This window comes from Serratia sp. CY33525 (assembly GCF_052169115.1).
Lineage (GTDB): Bacteria > Pseudomonadota > Gammaproteobacteria > Enterobacterales > Enterobacteriaceae > Serratia > Serratia sarumanii.
The window spans coordinates 1-21,061 of sequence record NZ_JBJNLK010000010.1; the positions used below are offsets into that span (position 1 = coordinate 1).

At 59.0% G+C, this 21,061-nt stretch carries 21 protein-coding genes; 9 read left to right on the forward strand and 12 right to left on the reverse strand.

What is annotated here, in order from left to right:
* Positions 1-189: 189 nt before the first annotated feature.
* A complete protein-coding gene (gene gmhB / locus ACJ8IM_RS20755; protein WP_033635715.1) occupies positions 190-753 on the reverse strand; it encodes a D-glycero-beta-D-manno-heptose 1,7-bisphosphate 7-phosphatase in 564 nt (187 codons plus the stop codon).
* Positions 754-941: 188 nt separating this feature from the next.
* Here gmhB and metN point away from each other — a divergent pair, with 188 nt between their 5' ends.
* From metN to proS, 6 genes are all read left to right on the forward strand, one after another.
* The gene (gene metN / locus ACJ8IM_RS20760; RefSeq protein ID WP_004932012.1) at positions 942-1,973 is read left to right on the forward strand and encodes a methionine ABC transporter ATP-binding protein MetN; all 1,032 of its coding nucleotides are present in this window, start codon (positions 942-944) and stop codon (positions 1,971-1,973) included.
* A complete protein-coding gene (locus tag ACJ8IM_RS20765; RefSeq protein WP_033655307.1) occupies positions 1,966-2,619 on the forward strand; it encodes a methionine ABC transporter permease MetI in 654 nt (217 codons plus the stop codon). Before metN ends, ACJ8IM_RS20765 begins: the two co-directional genes overlap by 8 nt.
* A 39-nt stretch (positions 2,620-2,658) precedes the next feature.
* Positions 2,659-3,474, forward strand: coding sequence for a MetQ/NlpA family lipoprotein (locus ACJ8IM_RS20770; RefSeq protein WP_033635716.1), 816 nt, complete (start codon positions 2,659-2,661; stop codon positions 3,472-3,474).
* A gap of 114 nt (positions 3,475-3,588) precedes the next feature.
* Positions 3,589-3,993, forward strand: coding sequence for an Rcs stress response system protein RcsF (gene rcsF, locus ACJ8IM_RS20775; protein ID WP_025304011.1), 405 nt, complete (start codon positions 3,589-3,591; stop codon positions 3,991-3,993).
* Positions 3,990-4,697, forward strand: a complete 708-nt coding sequence (gene tsaA / locus ACJ8IM_RS20780) for a tRNA (N6-threonylcarbamoyladenosine(37)-N6)-methyltransferase TrmO (protein WP_033655308.1) — start codon at positions 3,990-3,992, stop codon at positions 4,695-4,697. The genes rcsF and tsaA overlap by 4 nt, the downstream gene beginning before the upstream one ends.
* A 120-nt stretch (positions 4,698-4,817) precedes the next feature.
* The gene (proS, locus tag ACJ8IM_RS20785; RefSeq protein WP_033655309.1) at positions 4,818-6,536 is read left to right on the forward strand and encodes a proline--tRNA ligase; all 1,719 of its coding nucleotides are present in this window, start codon (positions 4,818-4,820) and stop codon (positions 6,534-6,536) included.
* Positions 6,537-6,596: 60 nt separating this feature from the next.
* Here proS and nlpE read toward each other — a convergent pair whose 3' ends face one another.
* From nlpE to ACJ8IM_RS20800, 3 genes are read right to left on the reverse strand one after another with little or no spacing between them, the layout of a single operon-like run.
* A complete protein-coding gene (gene nlpE, locus ACJ8IM_RS20790; RefSeq protein WP_033655310.1) occupies positions 6,597-7,280 on the reverse strand; it encodes an envelope stress response activation lipoprotein NlpE in 684 nt (227 codons plus the stop codon).
* A gap of 29 nt (positions 7,281-7,309) precedes the next feature.
* Complete coding sequence (gene arfB / locus ACJ8IM_RS20795; protein WP_028127523.1) at positions 7,310-7,723, reverse strand: alternative ribosome rescue aminoacyl-tRNA hydrolase ArfB; 414 nt, start codon at positions 7,721-7,723, stop codon at positions 7,310-7,312.
* A 3-nt stretch (positions 7,724-7,726) separates the two neighbouring features.
* Positions 7,727-8,275 (reverse strand): YaeQ family protein, encoded by a 549-nt coding sequence (locus tag ACJ8IM_RS20800; protein ID WP_033655311.1) that lies wholly within the window; start codon positions 8,273-8,275, stop codon positions 7,727-7,729.
* Positions 8,276-8,488: 213 nt separating this feature from the next.
* Here ACJ8IM_RS20800 and ACJ8IM_RS20805 point away from each other — a divergent pair, with 213 nt between their 5' ends.
* Together ACJ8IM_RS20805 and rof are read left to right on the forward strand one after the other, a co-directional pair.
* Positions 8,489-8,689, forward strand: a complete 201-nt coding sequence (locus ACJ8IM_RS20805) for a YaeP family protein (protein WP_004931993.1) — start codon at positions 8,489-8,491, stop codon at positions 8,687-8,689.
* Complete coding sequence (rof, locus tag ACJ8IM_RS20810) at positions 8,676-8,939, forward strand: Rho-binding antiterminator (protein WP_004931991.1); 264 nt, start codon at positions 8,676-8,678, stop codon at positions 8,937-8,939. Before ACJ8IM_RS20805 ends, rof begins: the two co-directional genes overlap by 14 nt.
* A gap of 50 nt (positions 8,940-8,989) precedes the next feature.
* Here rof and ACJ8IM_RS20815 read toward each other — a convergent pair whose 3' ends face one another.
* From ACJ8IM_RS20815 to ACJ8IM_RS20845, 7 genes are all read right to left on the reverse strand, one after another.
* Entirely contained in the window at positions 8,990-9,304 is a 315-nt protein-coding gene (locus ACJ8IM_RS20815) for a c-type cytochrome (RefSeq protein ID WP_033635721.1), read from the reverse strand.
* Positions 9,305-9,319: 15 nt separating this feature from the next.
* Positions 9,320-10,636: a tRNA lysidine(34) synthetase TilS gene (tilS, locus tag ACJ8IM_RS20820; RefSeq protein ID WP_033655312.1), complete on the reverse strand. Its 1,317-nt coding sequence runs from the start codon at positions 10,634-10,636 to the stop codon at positions 9,320-9,322.
* A gap of 56 nt (positions 10,637-10,692) precedes the next feature.
* On the reverse strand, positions 10,693-12,144 hold the full coding sequence (gene dtpD / locus ACJ8IM_RS20825) for a dipeptide permease DtpD (protein WP_033655313.1): 1,452 nt from the start codon (positions 12,142-12,144) through the stop codon (positions 10,693-10,695).
* 68 nt (positions 12,145-12,212) lie between these two features.
* Complete coding sequence (gene cadA, locus ACJ8IM_RS20830) at positions 12,213-14,351, reverse strand: lysine decarboxylase CadA (protein ID WP_033655314.1); 2,139 nt, start codon at positions 14,349-14,351, stop codon at positions 12,213-12,215.
* 95 nt (positions 14,352-14,446) lie between these two features.
* Positions 14,447-15,790: a cadaverine/lysine antiporter gene (gene cadB / locus ACJ8IM_RS20835; protein ID WP_033635727.1), complete on the reverse strand. Its 1,344-nt coding sequence runs from the start codon at positions 15,788-15,790 to the stop codon at positions 14,447-14,449.
* A gap of 369 nt (positions 15,791-16,159) precedes the next feature.
* Positions 16,160-17,713 (reverse strand): lysine decarboxylation/transport transcriptional activator CadC, encoded by a 1,554-nt coding sequence (gene cadC, locus ACJ8IM_RS20840; RefSeq protein ID WP_033655315.1) that lies wholly within the window; start codon positions 17,711-17,713, stop codon positions 16,160-16,162.
* A gap of 89 nt (positions 17,714-17,802) precedes the next feature.
* Complete coding sequence (locus ACJ8IM_RS20845) at positions 17,803-18,192, reverse strand: VOC family protein (protein WP_033655316.1); 390 nt, start codon at positions 18,190-18,192, stop codon at positions 17,803-17,805.
* Between the two features lie 227 nt (positions 18,193-18,419).
* Between ACJ8IM_RS20845 and ACJ8IM_RS20850 the strand changes: the two genes are divergently transcribed.
* Complete coding sequence (locus ACJ8IM_RS20850) at positions 18,420-18,872, forward strand: SgcJ/EcaC family oxidoreductase (RefSeq protein WP_197709171.1); 453 nt, start codon at positions 18,420-18,422, stop codon at positions 18,870-18,872.
* Between the two features lie 27 nt (positions 18,873-18,899).
* Here the strand turns inward: ACJ8IM_RS20850 and ACJ8IM_RS20855 are convergent, their stop codons facing one another.
* On the reverse strand, positions 18,900-21,038 hold the full coding sequence (locus ACJ8IM_RS20855) for a lysine decarboxylase LdcC (protein ID WP_101455637.1): 2,139 nt from the start codon (positions 21,036-21,038) through the stop codon (positions 18,900-18,902).
* Positions 21,039-21,061: the final 23 nt, after the last annotated feature.

Here is a 21,061-nt window from a genome sequence, read left to right on the forward strand (position 1 = left end):
GTATATTACGCTTTCCTCTTTCAGAGTCAACCCTAATTTTCAGGATTTTTTCTCTTTCTTCCCGGCCGCTGTGTGAAGTGAATCACTTGCGCCGTGTCGATGGAGGCGCATTATAGGGAGCCGGTTCAGAATGACAAGCGATAATATGCATTTTTTATCTGACCGCTCACTATTCATTCGTAACGCCTATTAAACCCGCTTTTTGATGGCTTCAGGCAGGTCCGCCAGGCTATTTAGCACCCAATCGGCCAGCTTTTCGCCCTGCTCCGTCACCGGCTTGCCGGTACGCACCAGCACCTTGGTGCCGACGCCGGCCGCGATCGCCGCCTGCATATCTTCCGGTTTATCGCCCACCATATAAGAAGCGGCCATATCGATGTTCAATTCCTGCTGCGCTTGCAGCAGCATGCCCGGCTGCGGTTTACGGCAGTCACACACCTGACGATACTCTTCTACTACCGCCTCTGGATGGTGCGGGCAGAAATAGATGCCGTCGAAGTCGACGTCGCGATCGGCCAGCGACCAGTCCATCCACTCGGTCAGGTACATGAATTGGTCTTCGCTGAACTTGCCGCGCGCAATGCCGGACTGGTTGGTCACCATTACCAGCGCGAAGCCCATCTTTTTGAGTTCGCGACAGGCGTCAATCACGCCGTCAATAAAGTGGAAGTTGTCGATTTCATGGACATAGCCATGGTCAACGTTAATCGTACCGTCACGATCGAGAAAAATTGCTGGAACGCTTTGTGTCACCGCTTTGCTCCTGAGGGCCTGTATACGCTGACAGTATCGCATGTTTTACCCCACGCTGAGAACGCCGGAGAACGTCGCAGGCCGTTGACTTGGACGTCTAGACGCCTTAACATCTGATCCATACCTTGGTTCCACGCCGAGGTTTACTTTTATCTAGCCACGGGCAACCACGCTAAAATAAGAAGAATATGATTAAACTTTCTAACATCACTAAAGTGTTCCAGCAGGGTTCGCGCACCATTACCGCGCTCTCTGACGTGACCCTTCACGTCCCTGCCGGGCAAATCTATGGCGTCATCGGTTCCTCCGGCGCCGGTAAAAGCACGCTGATTCGCTGCGCCAACATGCTGGAGCGCCCAACGTCCGGCCAGGTGCTGGTCGATGGTCAGGATCTGACCTCGCTGTCGGAAAGTGAACTGACGCGCGCCCGTCGCCAAATCGGCATGATCTTCCAGCACTTCAACCTGCTCTCTTCCCGCACGGTGTTCGGCAACGTGGCGCTGCCGCTGGAGCTGGACAATACGCCGCGTGCCGAGATCAAAAAGCGCGTGACCGAACTGCTGGAGCTGGTCGGCCTGGCGGACAAGCACGACGCCTACCCGGCCAATCTGTCCGGCGGCCAGAAACAGCGCGTGGCGATCGCCCGCGCGCTGGCCAGCAATCCTAAAGTGCTGCTGTGCGATGAAGCCACCAGCGCGTTGGATCCGGCCACCACCCGTTCCATCCTGGAACTGCTGAAAGACATCAACCGCCGGCTGGGCCTGACCATTCTGCTGATCACCCATGAAATGGACGTGGTGAAACGCATCTGCGACCAGGTCGCGGTCATCAGCCAGGGGCAACTGATCGAAAAAGACAGCGTCAGCGAAGTGTTCTCGCACCCGAAAACCCCGCTGGCCCAGCAGTTCATTCAGTCCACGCTGCATCTGGATATTCCGGACGACTACGCCGCACGCCTGTCGCCGGAACGTCAGGGCGACCGCCAACCGCTGCTGCGCCTGGAGTTCACCGGCCAGTCGGTCGATGCGCCGCTGCTGTCTGAAGCCGCTCGCCGCTTCAACGTGAACAACAACATTATCAGCGCCCAGATGGATTATGCCGGCGGCGTGAAATTCGGCGTGATGCTGGCGGAGCTGCACGGCAGCGACGAAGACGCGCTGGCGACGATTAAGTTCCTGCAGGAAAATCAGGTAAAAGTAGAGGTTCTGGGTTATGTCTGAGGCAATGATGTGGTTGATGGCGCGTGGCGTGTGGGAAACCGTCATGATGACCTTTGTCTCCGGCTTCTTCGGTTTCGTGCTCGGCCTGCCGGTAGGCGTGCTGTTGTATGTCACCCGCCCGGGGCAGATCATCGCCAACAACTCGCTGTATAAAATCCTGTCCGGGCTGGTGAACATCTTCCGTTCTATCCCGTTCATTATCCTGCTGGTTTGGATGATTCCGTTTACCCGCATGATCGTCGGCACCTCTATCGGTCTGCAGGCGGCCATCGTGCCGTTGACCGTGGGCGCCGCGCCGTTCATCGCGCGCATGGTGGAAAACGCCCTGCTGGAGATCCCGTCCGGTCTGGTGGAAGCGGCGCGCGCCATGGGCGCCACGCCGATGCAGATCATCAAGAAAGTGTTGCTGCCGGAAGCCCTGCCGGGCCTGGTCAACGCCGCGACCATCACGCTGATCACCCTGGTGGGCTACTCCGCCATGGGCGGCGCGGTCGGCGCCGGCGGTCTGGGCCAAATCGGTTACCAATACGGTTATATCGGTTATAACGCCACAGTGATGAATACCGTATTAATATTACTGGTAGTTTTGGTTTATCTGATCCAATTCTGTGGCGATCGCATCGTCAAAGCCGTTACCCATAAATAGTTTCACAGCATGTTAATGCGAGTCTAATGAGGAAGGGATATGTCGTTAAAATTTAAATCCATCGCGGCAATTGGCGCACTGATCGGCTCTCTGGCTCTGGCGGGCTGCGGCCAGGATGAAAAGAATCCGAACCACATCAAGGTCGGCGTGATCGTCGGCGCTGAGCAGCAAGTGGCCGAAGTGGCTCAGAAAGTGGCAAAAGAGAAATACGGTCTGGACGTTGAGCTGGTCACTTTCAACGACTACGTGCTGCCTAACGAAGCGTTGAGCAAAGGCGATATCGATCTGAACGCCTTCCAGCACAAGCCATATCTGGATCAGCAGATCAAAGATCGCGGCTACAAGCTGGTGCCGGTCGGCAACACCTTTGTTTACCCGATCGCCGGTTACTCCAAGAAAATCAAATCGCTGGACGAGCTGAAAGAGGGTTCTCAGATCGCACTGCCTAACGATCCGACCAACCTGGGCCGTTCGCTGCTGCTGCTGCAGAAAGTCGGCCTGATCAAACTGAAAGACGGCGTTGGCCTGCTGCCGACCGTGTTGGACGTGACCGAGAACCCGAAAAACCTGAAGCTGGTTGAGCTGGAAGCGCCTCAGCTGCCGCGTTCTCTGGACGATCAGCAGATCGCGCTGGCGGTGATCAACACCACCTACGCCAGCCAGATCGGTCTGACGCCGGCGAAAGACGGCCTGTTCGTGGAAGATAAAGACTCGCCTTACGTCAACCTGCTGGTTGCGCGCGAAGATAACAAAGATGCGGAAAACGTGAAAAAATTCGTGCAGGCCTATCAGTCTGACGAAGTGGACGCCGCCGCCAACAAAATCTTCAACGGCGGTGCGGTGAAAGGCTGGTAAGCGCTTATTCGCCAATTTTATTCCTATAATTGCAAGACGGGCCAAGGCCCGTCTTGTTATTTCCGCCATAGATTGCTTCAATAGCGCCACTTTCATTAAGGCAGAGGAATCTCAATGCGTGTTTTACCTCTCTGTTTGTTAGCGCTCGCGCTGGCCGGATGTTCATCGCAACGTATCGCGCCGTCCTCAACAAACAGCACCAGCAAGCCGACCACTACCGCTCCGGCCAAGACCACGCCGGCCGCCCGCCCCGCTCCGGTAAAACTGTACAAAAGTGCAGAAGAGCTCGTGGGCAAGCCATTCCGCGATCTGGGTGAAGTGTCCGGCGAATCGTGCCAAACCACCGTACAAGACTCCCCACCGAATCTGGCTACCGCCCGTAAACGCATGCAGATCCGCGCGTCTTACATGAAGGCCAACGCCGTGCTGCTGCACGACTGCCAGATTGTCAGCGGTGTCGCCGGTTGTTACCAGCAGGCCGTCTGCCAGGGCTCGGCGCTTAACGTCTCGTCCAAATGACCGAATTCGTTTTCGAGCAGATCGGCGTGATCCGCTCGCCATATAAAGAAAAATTCGCCGTTCCCCGCCAGCCGGGGCTGGTCGAAGACGGTGGCGGCGAACTGCTGCTGCTGCCACCTTACAACCAGGCGGAGGCGGTACGCGGCCTCAGCGATTTCAGCCATCTGTGGGTGATGTTCATTTTCCATCAAACCCTGGAAGGCGGCTGGCGGCCGACGGTGCGCCCGCCGCGTTTAGGCGGCAATGCCCGCATGGGCGTATTCGCCACCCGCTCCACCTTCCGCCCCAACCCGCTCGGCATGTCCCTGATCGAACTGAAAGGCGTGCGGGTGAAAAACGGCGAAGTGGTGCTGGAGCTGGGCAGCCTCGATCTGGTCGACGGCACCCCGGTGGTAGACATCAAGCCTTATCTGCCGTTCGCCGAGAGCCAACCGCAGGCCCGCGCCGGTTTTGCCCAGGCCGCGCCCGCCGGCGATATGCCGGTGCATTTCGCGCCTCAGGCCGAGCAGCAGCTGCAGCAACATCAGGCGCGTTATCCGCAATTAAGGCGTTTTATCAGCCAGGTGCTGGCGCAAGATCCCCGTCCCGCCTATCGTAAAGGAGAGGACGTCGAACGGGATTACGCCGTCTGGCTGCTGGATTTCAACGTGCGCTGGCGCGTCGTGGACGGTCATACCGAAGTGTTGGCGCTCGACCCGCGTTAAAATTCCGCCGCCTCTCTTTTGGCGACCCGCTCGCGCTGGTAAACTAAACCACTTTTGTCACTTTTGGCCGCCACTCTGGCAGCCCGATGCAATTTGCAGTTCTAACGGAACCAAAACACCATGCGTACTAGCCAATATCTGCTCTCCACATTGAAGGAGACACCTGCCGACGCCGAAGTGATCAGCCACCAGCTGATGCTGCGCGCCGGGATGATCCGCAAGCTGGCCTCCGGTCTTTACACCTGGCTGCCGACCGGCCTGCGCGTTCTGAAAAAGGTTGAAAACATCGTTCGCGAAGAAATGAACAATGCTAACGCGATCGAAGTGTCCATGCCGGTGGTTCAGCCTGCCGATCTGTGGCAGGAAAGCGGCCGTTGGGAGCAATACGGCCCCGAGCTGCTGCGCTTCGTCGACCGCGGCGATCGTCCGTTCGTGCTGGGCCCGACGCATGAAGAAGTGATCACCGATCTGATCCGCAACGAGATCAGCTCGTACAAACAGCTGCCGCTGAACTTCTTCCAGATCCAGACCAAGTTCCGTGATGAAGTGCGCCCGCGTTTCGGCGTAATGCGTTCCCGTGAGTTCCTGATGAAGGATGCCTACTCCTTCCATACCTCGCAGGAGTCTCTGCAAGAGACTTACGACGCGATGTACGAAGCGTACAGCAAAATCTTCAGCCGCATGGGTCTGGATTTCCGCCCGGTGCAGGCCGATACCGGCTCGATCGGCGGCAGCGCCTCGCACGAATTCCAGGTGCTGGCAGACAGCGGTGAAGACGATATCGTGTTCTCCACCGGTTCCGACTTCGCCGCCAACATCGAGCTGGCGGAAGCGGTCGCGCCGGCGGCGCCTCGCGCGGCGGCCGGCGAAGAATTGCGTCTGGTGGATACGCCGAACGCCAAAACCATCGTTGAGCTGGTCGATCAGTTCCAGCTGCCGGTGGAAAAAACCGTGAAGACGCTGATGGTGCGCGCCACCGAAGAGAGCGGCCACAAGCTGGTTGCCCTGCTGGTGCGAGGCGATCACGAGCTGAACGAAGTCAAGGCCGAGAAGCTGGCGCAGGTTGCCACGCCGCTGACCTTCGCCACTGAAGAAGAAATTCGCGCCATCGTCGGCGCCGGCCCGGGTTCACTCGGCCCGGTCAACCTGCCGATGCCGGTGGTTGCCGACCGCAGCGTGGCGGCGATGAGCGACTTTGGCGCCGGCGCCAACGTCGACGGCAAACACTACTTCGGCATCAACTGGGAGCGCGATCTGCCGCTGCCGCAGGTGGCCGATATCCGTAACGTGGTGGACGGCGACGCCAGCCCGGACGGTCAGGGCACGCTGCTGATCAAACGCGGCATCGAAGTGGGCCATATCTTCCAGCTCGGCACCAAGTACTCGGAAGCGATGAAAGCGACCGTGCAGGGCGAAGACGGCCGCAACCAGGTGCTGACCATGGGTTGCTACGGCATCGGGGTCACGCGCGTCGTGGCCGCCGCCATCGAGCAGAACCACGACGAACGCGGCATCATCTGGCCGGACGCCATCGCGCCGTTCCAGGTCGCTATTCTGCCGATGAACATGCACAAGTCGTTCCGCGTGCAGGCGCTGGCCGAAGAGCTGTACAACACCCTGCGCTCCCACGGCATCGACGTGATCCTCGATGACCGCAAAGAGCGCCCGGGCGTGATGTTCGCGGATATGGAGCTGATCGGCGTGCCGCACTCTATCGTTATCGGCGACCGCAATCTCGACAACGAAGAGATCGAGTACAAGAACCGCCGCGTCGGCGAGAAGCAAATGATCAAAACCGGCGAAATCGTTGATTTCCTGCTGGGCCAGATCAAACGCTAAACGACGAATGCCAGAAAGTAAAAAACCCGCCTAGGCGGGTTTTTTTATATCCGAAATCGCTTATTTGCTGCTGCAGTTCTTGCTGCGGTCAAACACGATTTTGCCGTCCGGCACCAGCGCCTTCTCGGTCAGACCTTCCTCCATCGACGGCTGCACGCTGAAGTGCGCGCTGAACGTCAGGAATACCGGCTCGCCGGCGGTCTTGTATGCTTTGGCGTAACCTTGCTCCAGCGCGATGTTGTTGTCCACCGGGAAGGTTTTGCCGGTAGCGCAGTCCTTGAAGACCGCCGCGTCCGCCATATAGGTGTAGCTGCCTTTCAGCGTCATCGGCGTTTTAGGCAACGGCTTCTCAACCGGATCCAGACGGTAATTCAGCTTGGACTCGATCGGCACGCCGCTGCGATCCAGCATTTCCAGGCTCTTGCCCACCGGGCGGAAATAGCGTTTTTCGCCGTTGCTGTCGGTCAGCACCAGCTTATCCGCGGTGCGCGCCCATTTACCGTAGTCGGCAAAGGTCTGATCGCCGTCTTTGGTGCCGCGATAGGTTTCCTGCAGCACAAAGGTGCCGTCCTCATCCAGGAACAGCGCCGTCTCCAGACCGCCGCAATCGGCGCAAGGCAACACCCCTTGATAGCTCTGCGGCATTGGCTGCAGCGGTTGTTCCTTCGGCTGATAATGATTGTTGCATCCCAACAACGAGAGTGCGCCTGCCGCGAGGAACAGGGCTACCGTAATTTTTTTCACAGTTATTCTCCTACTGTGTTCATGTATTCCTAAGTGCGAACCTTGCCACGCAGCGCCTTGGTGGCGCCTTTACGCGCCTTGCCTTCCAGGCGACGCAGTTTGGCCCCTTTTGTGGGCTTGGTCGCCTTGCGCGTTTTTTCCACCACCATCGCCTGCCGAATCAGCGCGGCCAGCCTGGCCAACGCCGCTTCGCGATTCAATTCCTGGCTGCGATACTCTTGCGCCTTGATAATCACCACGCCATCGGCGGTAATGAGATGATGATTCAGCGCCAGCAGCCTTTCCTTATAATACTCTGGCAGGCTGGATGCCCGGATGTCAAAGCGCAAATGGATCGCCGTTGAGGTTTTGTTCACGTGCTGGCCACCCGCGCCCTGCGCGCGGATCGCCGTCAATTCCAGCTCATTATCCGGTATGGCGACGTTTCTTGACAGTTCCAGCACCGGTTACACCTGTGCCTGCTGCCACTCGGCAAACTGGATTTCCAGACTATTCTGAGCATCGGACAGCCAAATAGTTCCCTCCTGCAACGTCGCCTGCAGCGTCATGGTGCGGCTGGCCAATGCCGTCAGGCGCGCCAACTGCTCGTCGTCGAGGAAACGCACGCTCAGGTTCTTGTAGCCGGCCACCTTGCCCTGCATTCCCTGCCACCACACGTGCGCGGCGCGCTCGCCGTAGGCGTACAGCACCACGCGCGGCGACTGGTTGCAGGCCTTGCGGATGCGTTTTTCGTCGGGCAACCCCATCTCGATCCACATTTCCAGCCCATTGTGGTCGTTGCGCTGCCAGATCTCCGGCTCGTCGTCGGCGCTCAGCCCTTTGGTGAACACCAGCCGCTCGTCGGCATGGCAGATCCAGGCCAACAGGCGCAGCATCATGCGCTGCTCGTTTTCGGACGGGTGTTGCGCCAGCGTCAATGCGGCGTCGTGGTAGAAGTGACGATCCATATCAGCGATATTGACCGCGGCTTTATAAATGGTTGCTTTCAGCGCCATGGGTAACCTCGTTATTATCCGGCGACAGTGTACTTGATCAGGGCCGAACGCCGCCAGCGCGGCCCGGCCGCGGCAGTGCGAAAGGCGTGCCGGGGTGCTGATAACTCCATAACAGCTGTGCTATAGTCGTCTGGGATAGGATAAAACTCCAAGAGCCTGCGCCTCATCGCGATAGTAGTCTTGATGATGCAGAGGTTCTTAAGGGAGGAAACTGTGCAACAATACTGTGAGTTAGTACGCCGTACTTACGCCGAGATTGGCAGTGGAGATCTTGGCTACGTGCCCGATGCGCTGGCTTGTGCGTTAAAGGCATTGGACGATGTCGCAGCGAACGATGCGCTACCGTCCTCCGTTAGGGAACAGGCGGCCTTTGCCGCCGCTAACTTATTGGTGAGCGACTATGTTGATGAATGATGAGTACCAACCCATCAATTGCGATGACTACGACAACCTGGAACTCGCCTGTCAGCATAAACTTATTCTGAAGCTGGAGTTACGCGACGGAGAAGTGATCGAGGCCAAGGCGATCGACCTGCTGCAAAAGAAACGCGTTGAGTATCTGACCATCGAACAGAATGGCCAACAGCGCGACCTGCGTCTGGACCATATCAGCAGTTTCAGTCATCCGGAAATCGGTACCGTGGTCGTCAGTCTGTCGGACTGAGCAGCGGTAACCCCATCCCAACAGGGCAGCCCAACGGCTGCCCTCGTCATTTACGGCTTCAGGCTGGCGTAAAAGGCCGCCAGATCGGCGATATCGTCATCCGACAGCCCCGACACGTAGGCCTTCATCACCTCGGCCTGGCCGCCGTTGCGCTCCCCTTTTTTGTACGCCTGCAGCGCGTGCTGCAGGTACATGGCGTTCTGCCCGGCCAGATTCGGGTACATCGGCACCGTCACCTTGCCCTGCGCGCCGTGGCACGCAGCACAGGCGGCGGCTTTCGCCTGGCCGGCCGCCGCATCCCCCGCCGCCAACGCCGGCAGGCTGAACAGGCCGGCGGCCAACAGCGTGATCCCCACAAACTTCATTATTGCTCCTCGCGATTATGATTTTTTTTCCCAGCGCAGCCGCCACGGACGTTCGCCTTCCGGCACCTGCCCCGCCTCACAGACGAATACGCCCAGCGCAGCGATCAGCTGCTCATCATAATAAATCAACGGGATGCGTTCACGCTGCCAGGGCGGGATCCCCAGCTCCTGCCACAATTTTTTTATCGGCCGCGAATGGGCGCGCCCCACGATGCGCACCGCGCCCTGCACGCCGCCGAAACGAATGCTGATCCGCTGCGACGGCTGCGGCGCGCGCAGCGCCAGCTCGCCCTCACCCGCGACAAGCCGCCCCAGCCCGTCCGGCAGCGCCAGCGGCTGGTCAGGCAGCCAGGGCAGATGCACATCGCGCAGCGCCGTCAGCGGCGGCAACAGGTGCAACCGGCCGCGGAAACGGCGAATCTGATAGGCGCCGAGCTGCAGCTGCGGTTCGGCATCCTCCCGGCTGAGCGCCACCTCCTCCCACAGGCGCTGAAGCTGCTCACGCGCCGGCATGGTGACGTTAAACAACGCGATCCAGCGCCGCAGCAAGGCGAAGCGCCGCACCGGCGAACAGTCCGTCAGGCCGTCGATCGCCAATGAGCGATCCGCCGCCAACAGGCTTTGCAGCGGTTCCGCCAGCAGTTCGTCCAGCAGCTGCTCCTGCTCGGCGCACAGGCCGGCGCTGCGCGCCACCGCCGAGGCGAAGTGCGGCCAGCGCTGGTTGAGCTGCGGCAACACCTGCAAGCGCAGGAAATTGCGATCGAAGCGCGTGTCCTGATTGCTGTCGTCATCTATCCAGGTTAAGGCGTGGCGTTGCGCGTAGCTTTCCAGCGTCTGGCGTGAGCAACCCAACAGCGGCCGCAACAGCAGGTGCTCGCCCAACGCCGCGCGCGCCGCCATCGCCGACAGCCCCGCCGGCCCGCTGCCGCGCTTGAGCGCCAGCAGGAAGGTTTCGCTTTGATCGTCGAGGTGTTGGGCGGTGAGCAGCGCTTCGCCCTCCGTTAGCGCGGCGCTGAAGGCGGCATAGCGCGCCGCGCGCGCCGCCGCTTCAATGCCGCCCTGGCGGGCGTCCACCTGCACGTGCGTCACCGTCAGCGGGATCTGCCAGTCGGCGCAGCGGCTGCGGCAATGCTCAACCCAGCGGTCGGCGAAGGCGCTCAGGCCGTGATGCACATGCAGCGCGCGCAGTTGCATTCCCGGACGCCGGCGGCGCAACGTCGCCAGCACATGCAGCAGTACGCTGGAATCCAGGCCGCCGCTGAACGCCACCAGCAGCCGCTGCTGCGCGCCCAACTGGTCTGCCACCCGCGTCGTTAATTGATCAGTATTCATCGGTAGGCTTTGTCACTTCTACATAGCTGCACGTTAACCCCGCCTACCGTCATCAATCAAGCATTAACCGTCCGTGCCTGGCGCCGCGTCAGCAGCCACCAACCGCCCAGCACCGCGATCACCGCCAGCGCGCATCCGGCCGCTCCCCAGCCAATCTGGGCGAAAATACGGCCATACGCCTGCATCGCCGCCCCCTCGATGTGATCCTCGGCGGTCTGATTGGCGATAATGCCCGCCAGGTAGTTGGCGATCGAGCCGGTCGCCAGCATATAGATACCGGTCAGTACGCCGGTGGCACCGGGGATATTCAGCCGGGTGATCTGCGCCATCGCCACCGGATCGATAAACAGTTCGGCGAAGCCCATCACCGCCAGGCCGGCGATCATCAGCCCCATCGATCCCGGCCCGTGCAGCCGCGTATTGAGTGCCATCAGCGTAAAGCCGACGCCGATCAACAGCAGACCGAAGGCGAACTTGCACCAGATGCGCAGCGTGCGATCGCCCGCACCGTCGCCGCTCGCCAGCCATGCCAGCGCCACGCCGCCCAGCATTACCGCACAGGCGTTAATCGACTGGAACAGCGCGGTCGGCACCGTCCAACCGAACCAGCGCCGATCGACGAAGTGATCGATAAACAGGCTGATGGAGCTGCCGCCCTGCTGGGCGAAAGCCCAGAACAGCGTGCCCAGCAGCATCAGCACAACGATCTGCCACAGCCCCCGGCGCTGGCCGGCGTCCGCACGCAGCATAATGCGCGCCACCAGCACCACCGCCGCCACGCACACCAGCCCGAGCAAATAGCCGGCCCAGTCGTGCACAAACAGCAGCGTGAAGAACAGCGGCGATGCCAGCAGCGCCGCCAGCAGCCAACCCCAGTGCGGCAAACCCAGGCTTTTGGCGCGCATCAGCGGTGCATTCACGCCGCGGGTATGACGGAAGTGGCGCCCGCCGAGCAGGAAGATCGCCAGGCCGGCGAACATGCCGATCCCGGCCAACGCAAAGCCGACGTGCCAACCATAGCGCTCGGCCGCCAGCCCGCAGGCGATCGGCGCCAAAATGGAACCGACGTTACCGGCGGCGTACAGCAGCGAGAAGCCCCCTTCGCGGCGCGAGTCGTGCGCCGGATACAGTTCGCCCAGCAGGCAGCTGATATTGGATTTGAACAGGCCGTAGCCGCAGATGATGATCGCCAGCGCCAGATAGAGCGACTGGGCGGAGACCGCGCTCAGGCCGAGTACGATATGCCCCAGCGTCATCAGCGCCGCGCCGGCGATCACCGCGACGCGATTGCCCAGCAGGCGGTCGGCGAGCCAGCCGCCCAAAATAGGAGTGACGTAAACTAACGAAGCGTAAGCGCTGTAGAGATCGATGGCGTGGCTGTCGGTATAGCCGAGTTGGTGGGTCAGATAGAGAATCAGTAACGCACGCATGCCGTAAAAGCTGAAATATTCCCAAATTTGTATGGCTACGACATAGTAGATTGCGCGCGGCTGTGAGGGTGTTTTCATGGAGGTCTCCCATCAGTCGGTGAACGGCAAAGGGGAAGCGCGAGCGCCTCCCCTGTTATTGGCTGCGGTTATTTCGCCTTCAGCACTTTCACCCGATAACGTCCGTCCGCCTGACGATAGGCGCCGTGAATGTCGGTTTCAAAGCCCGGATAATGCGCGCCGATTTCGCACAGCATCTGCAGGAACTCCAGCACCGGCCGGCTCTCCTCGGTCAGCATTTCGCCCGGCATCACCAGCGGCACGCCCGGTGGGTATGGGAGGATCATATTGGCGTTGACCTTGCCGACCATCTCTTCCAGATAAACCTCTTCCACTTCGCCGTGCAGCTCTTTCTGGAACGCCTGGTACGGGTTCATCACCATGGTTGGCAGCACTTCGAACGCGCGGTACATCAGGTCCGGCAGGTTGTGCTGCTCCACCAGGAGGTGAATGTTCTGCGCCAGATCCTGAATGCGCATGTTTTCATAGAAATCAGGCGCTTCGTGATACAGCGAAGGCAGCATGTTTTTCACCCGCAGGTTCAGATCGAACGAGCGTTTGAAGTCGGTCATCGCGCGCAGCAGGCTGAGCGCCTTGGTTTTGTCGATGCCGATGCTGAACAGGAACAGCAGGTTGTACGGCCCGGTTTTCTCGACGATGATGCCGCGTTCGTCGAGGTATTTCGCCACGATGCTGGCCGGGATGCCGAACGGCTGCATCTCGCCTTCCTTGCTCATCCCCGGCGTCAGAATGGTGACCTTGATCGGATCGAGGTACATGTGTTCATTGTCGATGTTCTTGAAACCGTGCCAGGCGCTGTCGGAGCGCAGCGGCCAGCATTCCGGCTCATCGATATGCTCCGGCTGCCAGACGTCGAAGAACCAGCCGTCGGACTCGACTTTCAATCGTTTGATCTCTTTGCGGAACTTGATCGCGCGTTCGATGGAGCCGTTGATCAGGCGCTTGCCGGCGTTGCCTTTCATCATCGCCGCGGCGGTTTCGGTCGACGCCACGATGCCGTAGTGCGGCGAGGTGGTGGTGTGCATCATGTAGGCTTCGTTGAAGGTTTCTTCGTTGATGTCACCCTTCACGTGAATCATCGAAGCCTGCGAGAAGGCCGCCAGCAGCTTGTGGGTGGACTGGGTTTCATAGATCACCTTGCCCTCCACGCGGCCGCCGCTCATGCCGCACTTGCCTTTATAGATCGGGTGGAAGTTGGTGTAAGGCACCCAGGCGGAATCGAAGTGGATAGACTTCACGTCCAGGGTGTTCTTGATAAAGTCGGTGTTGTACAGCAGGCCGTCATAGGTGGAGTTGGTGATCACCGCGTGTACCGGCCAGGTGGCGTTCGGGGTCTCCTTCACGCGTTTGGCGATGGTGGCGCGCTGGAACTCGCTCTGCGGAATGCCGCCGAGGATGCCGTAGGCGTTGCGGGTCGGGCGGAAGTAGATCGGCGTGATGTCACTCATCATCATCAGGTGAGTCAGCGACTTGTGGCAGTTACGGTCAATCAGCACCGTGCTGCCCGCCGGCGCCGAATACATGCCGACGATCTTGTTGGCGGTGGAGGTGCCGTTGGTGACCATGTAGCTGCGTTCGGCGTTGAACACGCGGGAAATGTACTCTTCCGCCTCTTTGTGCGGGCCGGAGTGATCCAACAACGATCCCAGTTCGGACACCGAAATCGAGATATCCGACTTCATGGTGTTCGGGCCGAAGAAATCGTAGAACAGGCTGCCCACCGGGCTTTTCTGGAATGCGGTGCCGCCCATGTGGCCCGGCGTACAGAAGGTGTATTTGCCTTCGCGCACGTATTTGAACAGCGCCTTGGTCAACGGCGGCAGGATGGTGTCGATATACTCGTCGGTATTCTGTTTGATCTTGGCGGCGATGTCGGTTGCCGCGCCGAGCGCATATTCGAAGAAGCGCACCTGCATGCGCAGATCGTTCAGGCTGACGTCCAGCGTCGAATAGGTGTTGGCGAACGCATACAGTGGCATGTATTCGTTCAGCTGGCTGATCTCTTCGCACAGCTCCAGGTTGTATTTGTCCCAGTCGAAGATCACCCCGCACAAGCGGGCGTTGTTCTCGATCAGTTTCAGCAGGTCTTCGCGATCGTTAGGGTAAACGATGCGGAAATCCAGACTTTCCAGCGCCTGATGCAGTTCACGGATAGGCTCTTCTTTGAAGTAGACACCCATGTGATTCATGATGGCGATAACGTTCATATACATTTCTCCTGGCAAAGCAAGCCCCTTCCCGTCGCGGCTGACAGGTCGGAAAGAAAGGGGCTGGGTAAATTCAGTCGGTCAGCGGACGCGAATCAGTGCGCTTTGGCCGTGGTGTTTTCATCGACCGCCGCGGCGTTGGCAGCCTGGCGGGTATTCATTTTCCGGGCGTAGAACATCAGGATAATCAGGCTGATGATAAAGGTGCCGGACAGTTCGAATGAGTTGGCGCCCATCAGCGCGATGAAGCAGAAGCCGCAGCCGCACACCGAAGCGATCAGGCTCAGCAGGTTGCGCACGTTGACCCCTTCGAAGCGGATCAGGTCTACGCAGGAGTAGAAGTAAGGCAGCATGGTCAGCAGCACCGCGATGCCGGTCAGTTCGCCGAACAGGTCGGACGCTTTGCCGCCGGCGGAGCTCATCAGGGTGATCAGCACCATCAGCGCGGTCATTTTGCAGCCGGCCAGCAGCAGGCCTTTCTTCGGAATGCCGTTTTTATCCAGCTCGCCGTACACTTTCGGGAAGTTGCCGTCGTTGGCGGCGCGTACCCCGGCCTGGCCGACCAGCATCATCCACGAACCGAGCGACGTCAGGCAGGCGAAGGCAGTGAAGGCGGAAACCATCGGTGCGGCCCAGTTGCCCATAATCGCCGAGGCGCTGATGGCGAACGGCGCGCCGCTGGCGGCCATTTCAGACGCCGGGAACATACCGCTGATCACCTGAGTGGCGGCGATGTAGATAATGCCCGCCAGGCCGGTGCCGAGCATGGTTGCCAGCGGCACGGTGCGTTTCGGGTTTTTCACCATGCCGGTGCTGACCGCTGCGGATTCCACACCGATAAACGCCCACAGGCACAGCAGGATACTTTTGATCACCGCATGGCTGTCGGTGGTGCCAGAGGTATTCCAGTTAGCCTGGTAGGTGGCGGCGTCAAACCAGTGCCAGCCGAGGGTGGCAGTCACGATCACCGGGATCAGCACCAGCACCAGGCCCAGGGTGGTCAAACGGCTGACCCAGGTTCCGCCCAGCATGTTGACGAAGGTGAAGATCCACACGATGGCGATACAGGCGATGCCGGCAGGTACCGGGTTATTCAGCGCCGGGAAAAAGGTGGAGAGATAAGAAACGGCGGTAATGCCGATGGCCAGGTTACCGATCCAGTTGGCATGGTAATAAAGCACGCCGGTCTGGAAACCGAAGGCCGGGGAAATTTCACCCGCATAAGCGATAGGGCCGCCCTGCTGCGGGTTTTTGGTGGCGAGGCGGGCATACACATAGGCCAGCGACATCGCCCCGATAATCGAGATCACCCATCCCCAAATGGCGATAGATCCGAGACTCGCCAGGTTGGCGGGCAATAAGGCAATCCCGCTCCCCATCATATTACCGGCGACGACGCCGGTGCAGGCAATAAGCCCTATTTTCTTGGGTGAAGCCATGGTCAGTTTCTCCTGATTTACGTTTCTTATAAGCCACACCCATAAATAAAGGATTTTAATGAGCCGGCTTGATAGTCAGGATGCTAACCATCGAGGGGAATAAAGTCCTAAAGATAAAGTGAGATTACGCTCATGATCATACAAATGATAACCTGAGGTTTTTCATTAACACATCAAGATAAAAAGGTAAGCTAAAGAAAAGATAAACATCATTTTAAAACAACAGGATGGAAAGGTTAAAAACGAATAACAAACGGCAAAAAAGAAATAATATCGTGCAGCAAAATAATACATTCATGCAACATGACTTCACCAATAAATAACGCCGCCATGATCCCCGGAGAATAATGGCGGCGTGATAGCGGTTAATTATTGGCGCTGATAGTTATTTAAATAAGGCACCACGTTGGTCAATGACGTCTGGAATACGCCATTGGTGATCCAATGCAAAGTGTCCTCGCCGGGGCGAAGATTGAATGCGGTAATATAAGAATCCGCCGCCAAATGGTTCTGCCCCTGCATTTCATACACTTTCCCCAGCAACACATAATTCAGCCACGACATTTGCAATTCAATCCCCAGATCGATCGCCCGGTGCGCCTCGTCAATGCGCCCCTGCGTCAATGCATCTACCGCCAGAACTTGCTGCATGATTGGCGTGTTTTTCAATTCGGGGATCGTCGCCAGATGGCTGATATCGGCGCGCAATTGCGCCAGGGCCTGGCTGTCGAACGGTTGATAAGAATTGCGCAGCAGGTCCACCAGCGCCTTTTCCGCCAGCAGGTAATGGAAGTTCGGCGCGCTTTTAATCAGCTCGCTCAGTTGGGCGTTGGCGCGGGTCAACGAATCGGCGTCGCCGTGGATCAGCAACTGATGCGCCTGGTAGAAACGCTGCAGCAACGGCCCGTTGTCGGGCAGCAGCTGAGCCAGACGCTGTTCCAGCTGTGGCGGCCAAGGCTGCTTCAGCGCAGCGGACAGGCTGGAGAGGAAGTCGGTCTGGATCTTCAGCTGGTTATCGGCGGTAATGAAGTAACGCTTGTCCAGCATGACTGAGCTGTCGGCGTTATCCACCAGCCGCACGGACAGGAAACACTGCTGGGCGCGGTAGTGGCGCTGATTGACGAACTCGATATACAGCGACTTGCCCGAGTTGCTGGGGCCGGAATAGTTGTAGTTGGTCTGGTCGTGCACCAGGAAGGTCGAGTAGGTGTTCAGCGAATCGGTGATCAGCTCGCTGACGCCCACCACATAGGAGAGCTGCGGCATCCAGTTGCTGCAGCTCTCGCCGCCCTGGATGCGAATATCGATATCGCGCGGGTTGAGCAGCACCGGCATGGTGGATACCGGCACGCGCTGCGACAGCGTGGCGATGCCGACAAACGCCACGCAGACGCTGAGCGCCGCCAGAAACGCCAGCCACACCCAGAAGGTCGAGCGGCGATAAAAGCGCGGCTTCTTTTCGCCGGGCGCGGCAACCGGCGCGCTTGCCCGGCGCGGCGGCACGTACGGCGTCTCGTCTTCCTCGCTGCCGTCTTCCGGTTCATGCATGATCACCGCGATCTGCGGCGCCGGTGCGGGAGCGGGTTGCGTCTCCCCCTCTTCACACCAGATCACCGACGTCGCCAGCTTATATCCGCGCTTGGGCACGGTGATAATGTATTCCGGGCTGTCGCTGTCGCCGTCTTTCAGGTATTTGCGCAGCTCCGAAATACATTGGGTCACCACGTGGTTGGTGACGATATTGCGCTTCCAGACGTTGTCGATCAGCTCGTCGCGGCTCAGCACCACGTCCGGATGGCGGGCGAAATAGCACAGCATGTCAATCAGGCGCGGTTCCAGCGTTTTTAGGCGTCCGTCGCGGCTGATGGTGTTGTCGGCAGGGGTAACCAGCCACTCCCCGACGCGAAAAGCAGGCTCTTGCATGGCGGAAATAACTCTGTAGGCATGTAGGGCAAGGGCGCGATCATAGCATAACCGCCCCCGGCTGTGGCCGCCGGGAGGCGATTAAGCCGTTAACTCTCGTATAATTCTAACGGTAAACCATCGGGATCGCTGAAAAAGGTAAAGCGGGATTGGGTGTAAGGATCGACGCGTACCGGTTCGCAGGCGACGCCGGCCGCCTGCAGATGGGCGATGGCCTGGTCAATGTCGTCAACGCTGAACGCCAAATGGCGCAGGCCGCAGGCCTCCGGGCGACTGACGCGAGCCGGCGGCGAAGGGAAAGAAAACAGCTCGATGGCGTATTGCCCGTTGAGCGCCAGATCCGCTTTCCAGGAGTCGCGCTCCTCGCGGTAGACCTCGCTCAGCAGGGTGAATCCGAGAATGTCGCAGTAAAAACGCTTGCTGGCGGCGTAATCCGCGCCAATGATCGCGATATGGTGTACCTGACGTAACGCCAGCATGGCGGCCTCTCCTGTTCGGTCTGATGAGGCAAGGTATCCGGCGGCGGTGATGCCGTCAACGGTCAATCTTATCTGCTGTTCTCCCCCATTTGCGCTCTCATACAATTCCGCCGTAACATTCAAATTATTTTTGATAATTACAAAACGAAATTATATTAGTATTGAATTTATTTGCCGCCTATTCACGCCATGACGGCAACAAAACTCACCTGAATAAAGGAACAGGTATGAAAATGCGCCCCGGCGTCATCGGTTCGTTAATGTGTATTTCCACTTCGGTTTGGGCAACGACGGCGCCCGTTTGCGTAAAAACAGACCGGCTCCAAATCGAGGGGTTGTTCGAGCGGTGGAATATCGCTTTACAGAGTGGAGAAGCGCGAAAAGTCGCGAATACTTATCTGGACGATGCGGTGTTGCTCCCCACGCTTTCCAACAAGATGCGGCTGACGAATGCCGAACGGGTGGATTACTTCAGACATTTTCTGGCGAAAAGACCGGTGGGCAACATTAAAAGCCGCACCATACGCCTTGGCTGCAACACCGCGATAGATACCGGCATCTATGCCTTTACGTTCGCAGACAAATCGACGGTATCGGCGCGTTATACCTTTACCTATGCCTGGGACGGTGACGAGTGGAAAATCTCCACTCATCACTCCTCCGTCATGCCGGAAAGCTGACCGCCGGAAACCGCGCTACGCCCGATATCAGGAAGGCTTCAACACCTTCACCAGATAGCGCCCGTCCTCCGTCAGTCTGGCGCCGTGGATGTCGGTTTCAAAACCGGGGTAACGTTCGCCGATCGAGCACAACATCAGCAGAAAATCGAGTACCGCCCGGCTCTCTTCGGTGATCATTTCCCCCGGCATCACCAGCGGCACGCCCGGCGGATACGGCAGGATCATATTGGCCGCCACCTTGCCCACCAGCTGATCCAGCTCACAGGTTTCCACGTTGCCCCGCACCTGCTCCTGGAACATCTGGTGCGGCGTCAGCTTCATTTCCGGCAGCACGTCGAACGCCCGCTGCATCAGGCGCGGCAGATCGTGCTGGCAGATCAGGTGATGAATGCCGGCGGCCAGATCCTGAATGCGCATGTTGCGATAGAAATCCGGATCCTCGGCGTACAGATCCGGCAGCATGTTCTTCACCCGCAGATTGAGATCGTAGGCGCGCTTGAAGTCGGTCAGGCCGCGCAGCAGGCTCATCGCCTTGGTTTTGTCGATGCCGATGCTGAACAGGAACAGCAGGTTGTACGGCCCGGTCTTCTCCACCACGATGCCGCGCTCGTCGAGGTACTTCGCCACCAGCGCCGCCGGGATCCCCTCCTCCTCCAGCGCACCCAGCTCGTTCATGCCCGGCGTCAGGATCGTCACCTTGATCGGATCGAGGTACATGTGATCGCGATCGGTCTGGCCGAAGCCGTGCCAGTTGTCGTCCGGATCCAATGGCCAGCATTGCGCTTCATCGATCTCTTCCGGCTGCCAAATGTCGAAGAACCAACTGTCGCTCTCCTCGCGCAGCCGCTGCACTTCACGGCGAAAATGCAGCGCGCGCTCCACCGAGCGGTTGATCAAGCGGCGCCCCGGGTTGCCGCGCAGCATGGCGGCCGCGGTCTCCATCGACGCCACGATGCCGTAGTGCGGCGAGGTGGTGGTGTGCATCATGTAGGCTTCGTTGAAGGTGCTCTCGTCGTAGTCGCCCTTGATATGAATCATCGAGGCCTGCGAGAAGGCCGCCAGCAGCTTGTGCGTAGACTGGGTTTCGTAGAAAACCTTACCGGCCACCCGCTCGCCGCTCATGCCACTCTTGCCGTCGTAAATCGGATGGAAGTTGGTGTAAGGCACCCAGGCGGAGTCAAAGTGGATCGATGGCACCTCCAGCGTCTGCTTGATGTAGTCGGTGTTGTACAGCAGGCCGTCATAGGTGGAATTGGTGATCACCGCATGCACCGGCCAGGTGGCGTTCTCGGTCTCCTGCACCCGGGCGGCGATGCTTTCGCGGGTGAACTCGCGCTGCGGAATGCCGCCGAGGATGCCGTAGGCGTTGCGCAGCGGGCGCAGGTAGATCGGCACGATATCGCTCATCATCAGCAGGTGGCACAGCGATTTGTGGCAGTTGCGGTCGATCAGCACCGTGCTACCGGCCGGCGCCGAATACATGCCGACGATCTTGTTGGCGGTGGAGGTGCCGTTGGTGACCAGATAGCTCTGCTCGGCGTTGAAGGTGCGCGCGATATACTCTTCGGCCTCCAGGTGCGGCCCGGTATGATCCAGCAGCGAACCGAGCTCGGTAACCGAAATCGAGATGTCGGCCTTCAGGGTATTGGCGCCGAAAAAGTCATAGAACAGGCAGCCCACCGGGCTTTTTTGAAACGCGGTGCCGGCCATGTGGCCCGGCGTGCAGAAGGTGTACTTCCCTTCGCGCACATAGTTGAACAGCGCCTTGGTCAGCGGCGGCGTAATGGTATCGATGTATTCCGCGGTGTACTGCTGGATGCGCTGCGCGATATCGTCGGCCGCATTCAGGCCATACTCGAAGAAATAGAGCACCATGCGCATTTCATGCAGGCTGACGTCGAAGGTGGAATGGGTATTGATAAAGGCGTACAGCGGCAGGTATTCGTTCAGCTCGTTGATCTCGCTGCACAGTTCCAGGCTGTAGTCGTCCCAGTCGAAGATCACCCCGCAAATGCGGGCATTGGCTTCGATCAGCTTCAGCAGGTCACCGCTGTTTTTGGGGTACACCAGCTGGAATCCCATGGCGGCCAGCGCCGCGTGGAGCTCGCGGATCGGCTCATCTTTGTAGTAGACGCCCGTCGGGCCCATGATGGCGATGATATTCATCGGCAGCTCCTGTCAGTTAACGG

Coding starts and splice junctions, on each gene's coding strand:
- rcsF (WP_025304011.1), top strand. CDS start 3,589: ATGCGTGTTTTACCTCTCTGTTTGTTAGCGCTCGCGCTGGCCGGATGT.
- metN (WP_004932012.1), top strand. CDS start 942: ATGATTAAACTTTCTAACATCACTAAAGTGTTCCAGCAGGGTTCGCGC.
- proS (WP_033655309.1), top strand. CDS start 4,818: ATGCGTACTAGCCAATATCTGCTCTCCACATTGAAGGAGACACCTGCC.
- ACJ8IM_RS20770 (WP_033635716.1), top strand. CDS start 2,659: ATGTCGTTAAAATTTAAATCCATCGCGGCAATTGGCGCACTGATCGGC.
- ACJ8IM_RS20855 (WP_101455637.1), bottom strand. CDS start 21,038: ATGAATATCATCGCCATCATGGGCCCGACGGGCGTCTACTACAAAGAT.
- tilS (WP_033655312.1), bottom strand. CDS start 10,636: ATGAATACTGATCAATTAACGACGCGGGTGGCAGACCAGTTGGGCGCG.
- cadC (WP_033655315.1), bottom strand. CDS start 17,713: ATGCAAGAGCCTGCTTTTCGCGTCGGGGAGTGGCTGGTTACCCCTGCC.
- rof (WP_004931991.1), top strand. CDS start 8,676: ATGTTGATGAATGATGAGTACCAACCCATCAATTGCGATGACTACGAC.
- ACJ8IM_RS20765 (WP_033655307.1), top strand. CDS start 1,966: ATGTCTGAGGCAATGATGTGGTTGATGGCGCGTGGCGTGTGGGAAACC.
- cadB (WP_033635727.1), bottom strand. CDS start 15,790: ATGGCTTCACCCAAGAAAATAGGGCTTATTGCCTGCACCGGCGTCGTC.
- ACJ8IM_RS20800 (WP_033655311.1), bottom strand. CDS start 8,275: ATGGCGCTGAAAGCAACCATTTATAAAGCCGCGGTCAATATCGCTGAT.
- dtpD (WP_033655313.1), bottom strand. CDS start 12,144: ATGAAAACACCCTCACAGCCGCGCGCAATCTACTATGTCGTAGCCATA.
- cadA (WP_033655314.1), bottom strand. CDS start 14,351: ATGAACGTTATCGCCATCATGAATCACATGGGTGTCTACTTCAAAGAA.
- tsaA (WP_033655308.1), top strand. CDS start 3,990: ATGACCGAATTCGTTTTCGAGCAGATCGGCGTGATCCGCTCGCCATAT.
- ACJ8IM_RS20850 (WP_197709171.1), top strand. CDS start 18,420: ATGAAAATGCGCCCCGGCGTCATCGGTTCGTTAATGTGTATTTCCACT.
- ACJ8IM_RS20815 (WP_033635721.1), bottom strand. CDS start 9,304: ATGAAGTTTGTGGGGATCACGCTGTTGGCCGCCGGCCTGTTCAGCCTG.
- ACJ8IM_RS20845 (WP_033655316.1), bottom strand. CDS start 18,192: ATGCTGGCGTTACGTCAGGTACACCATATCGCGATCATTGGCGCGGAT.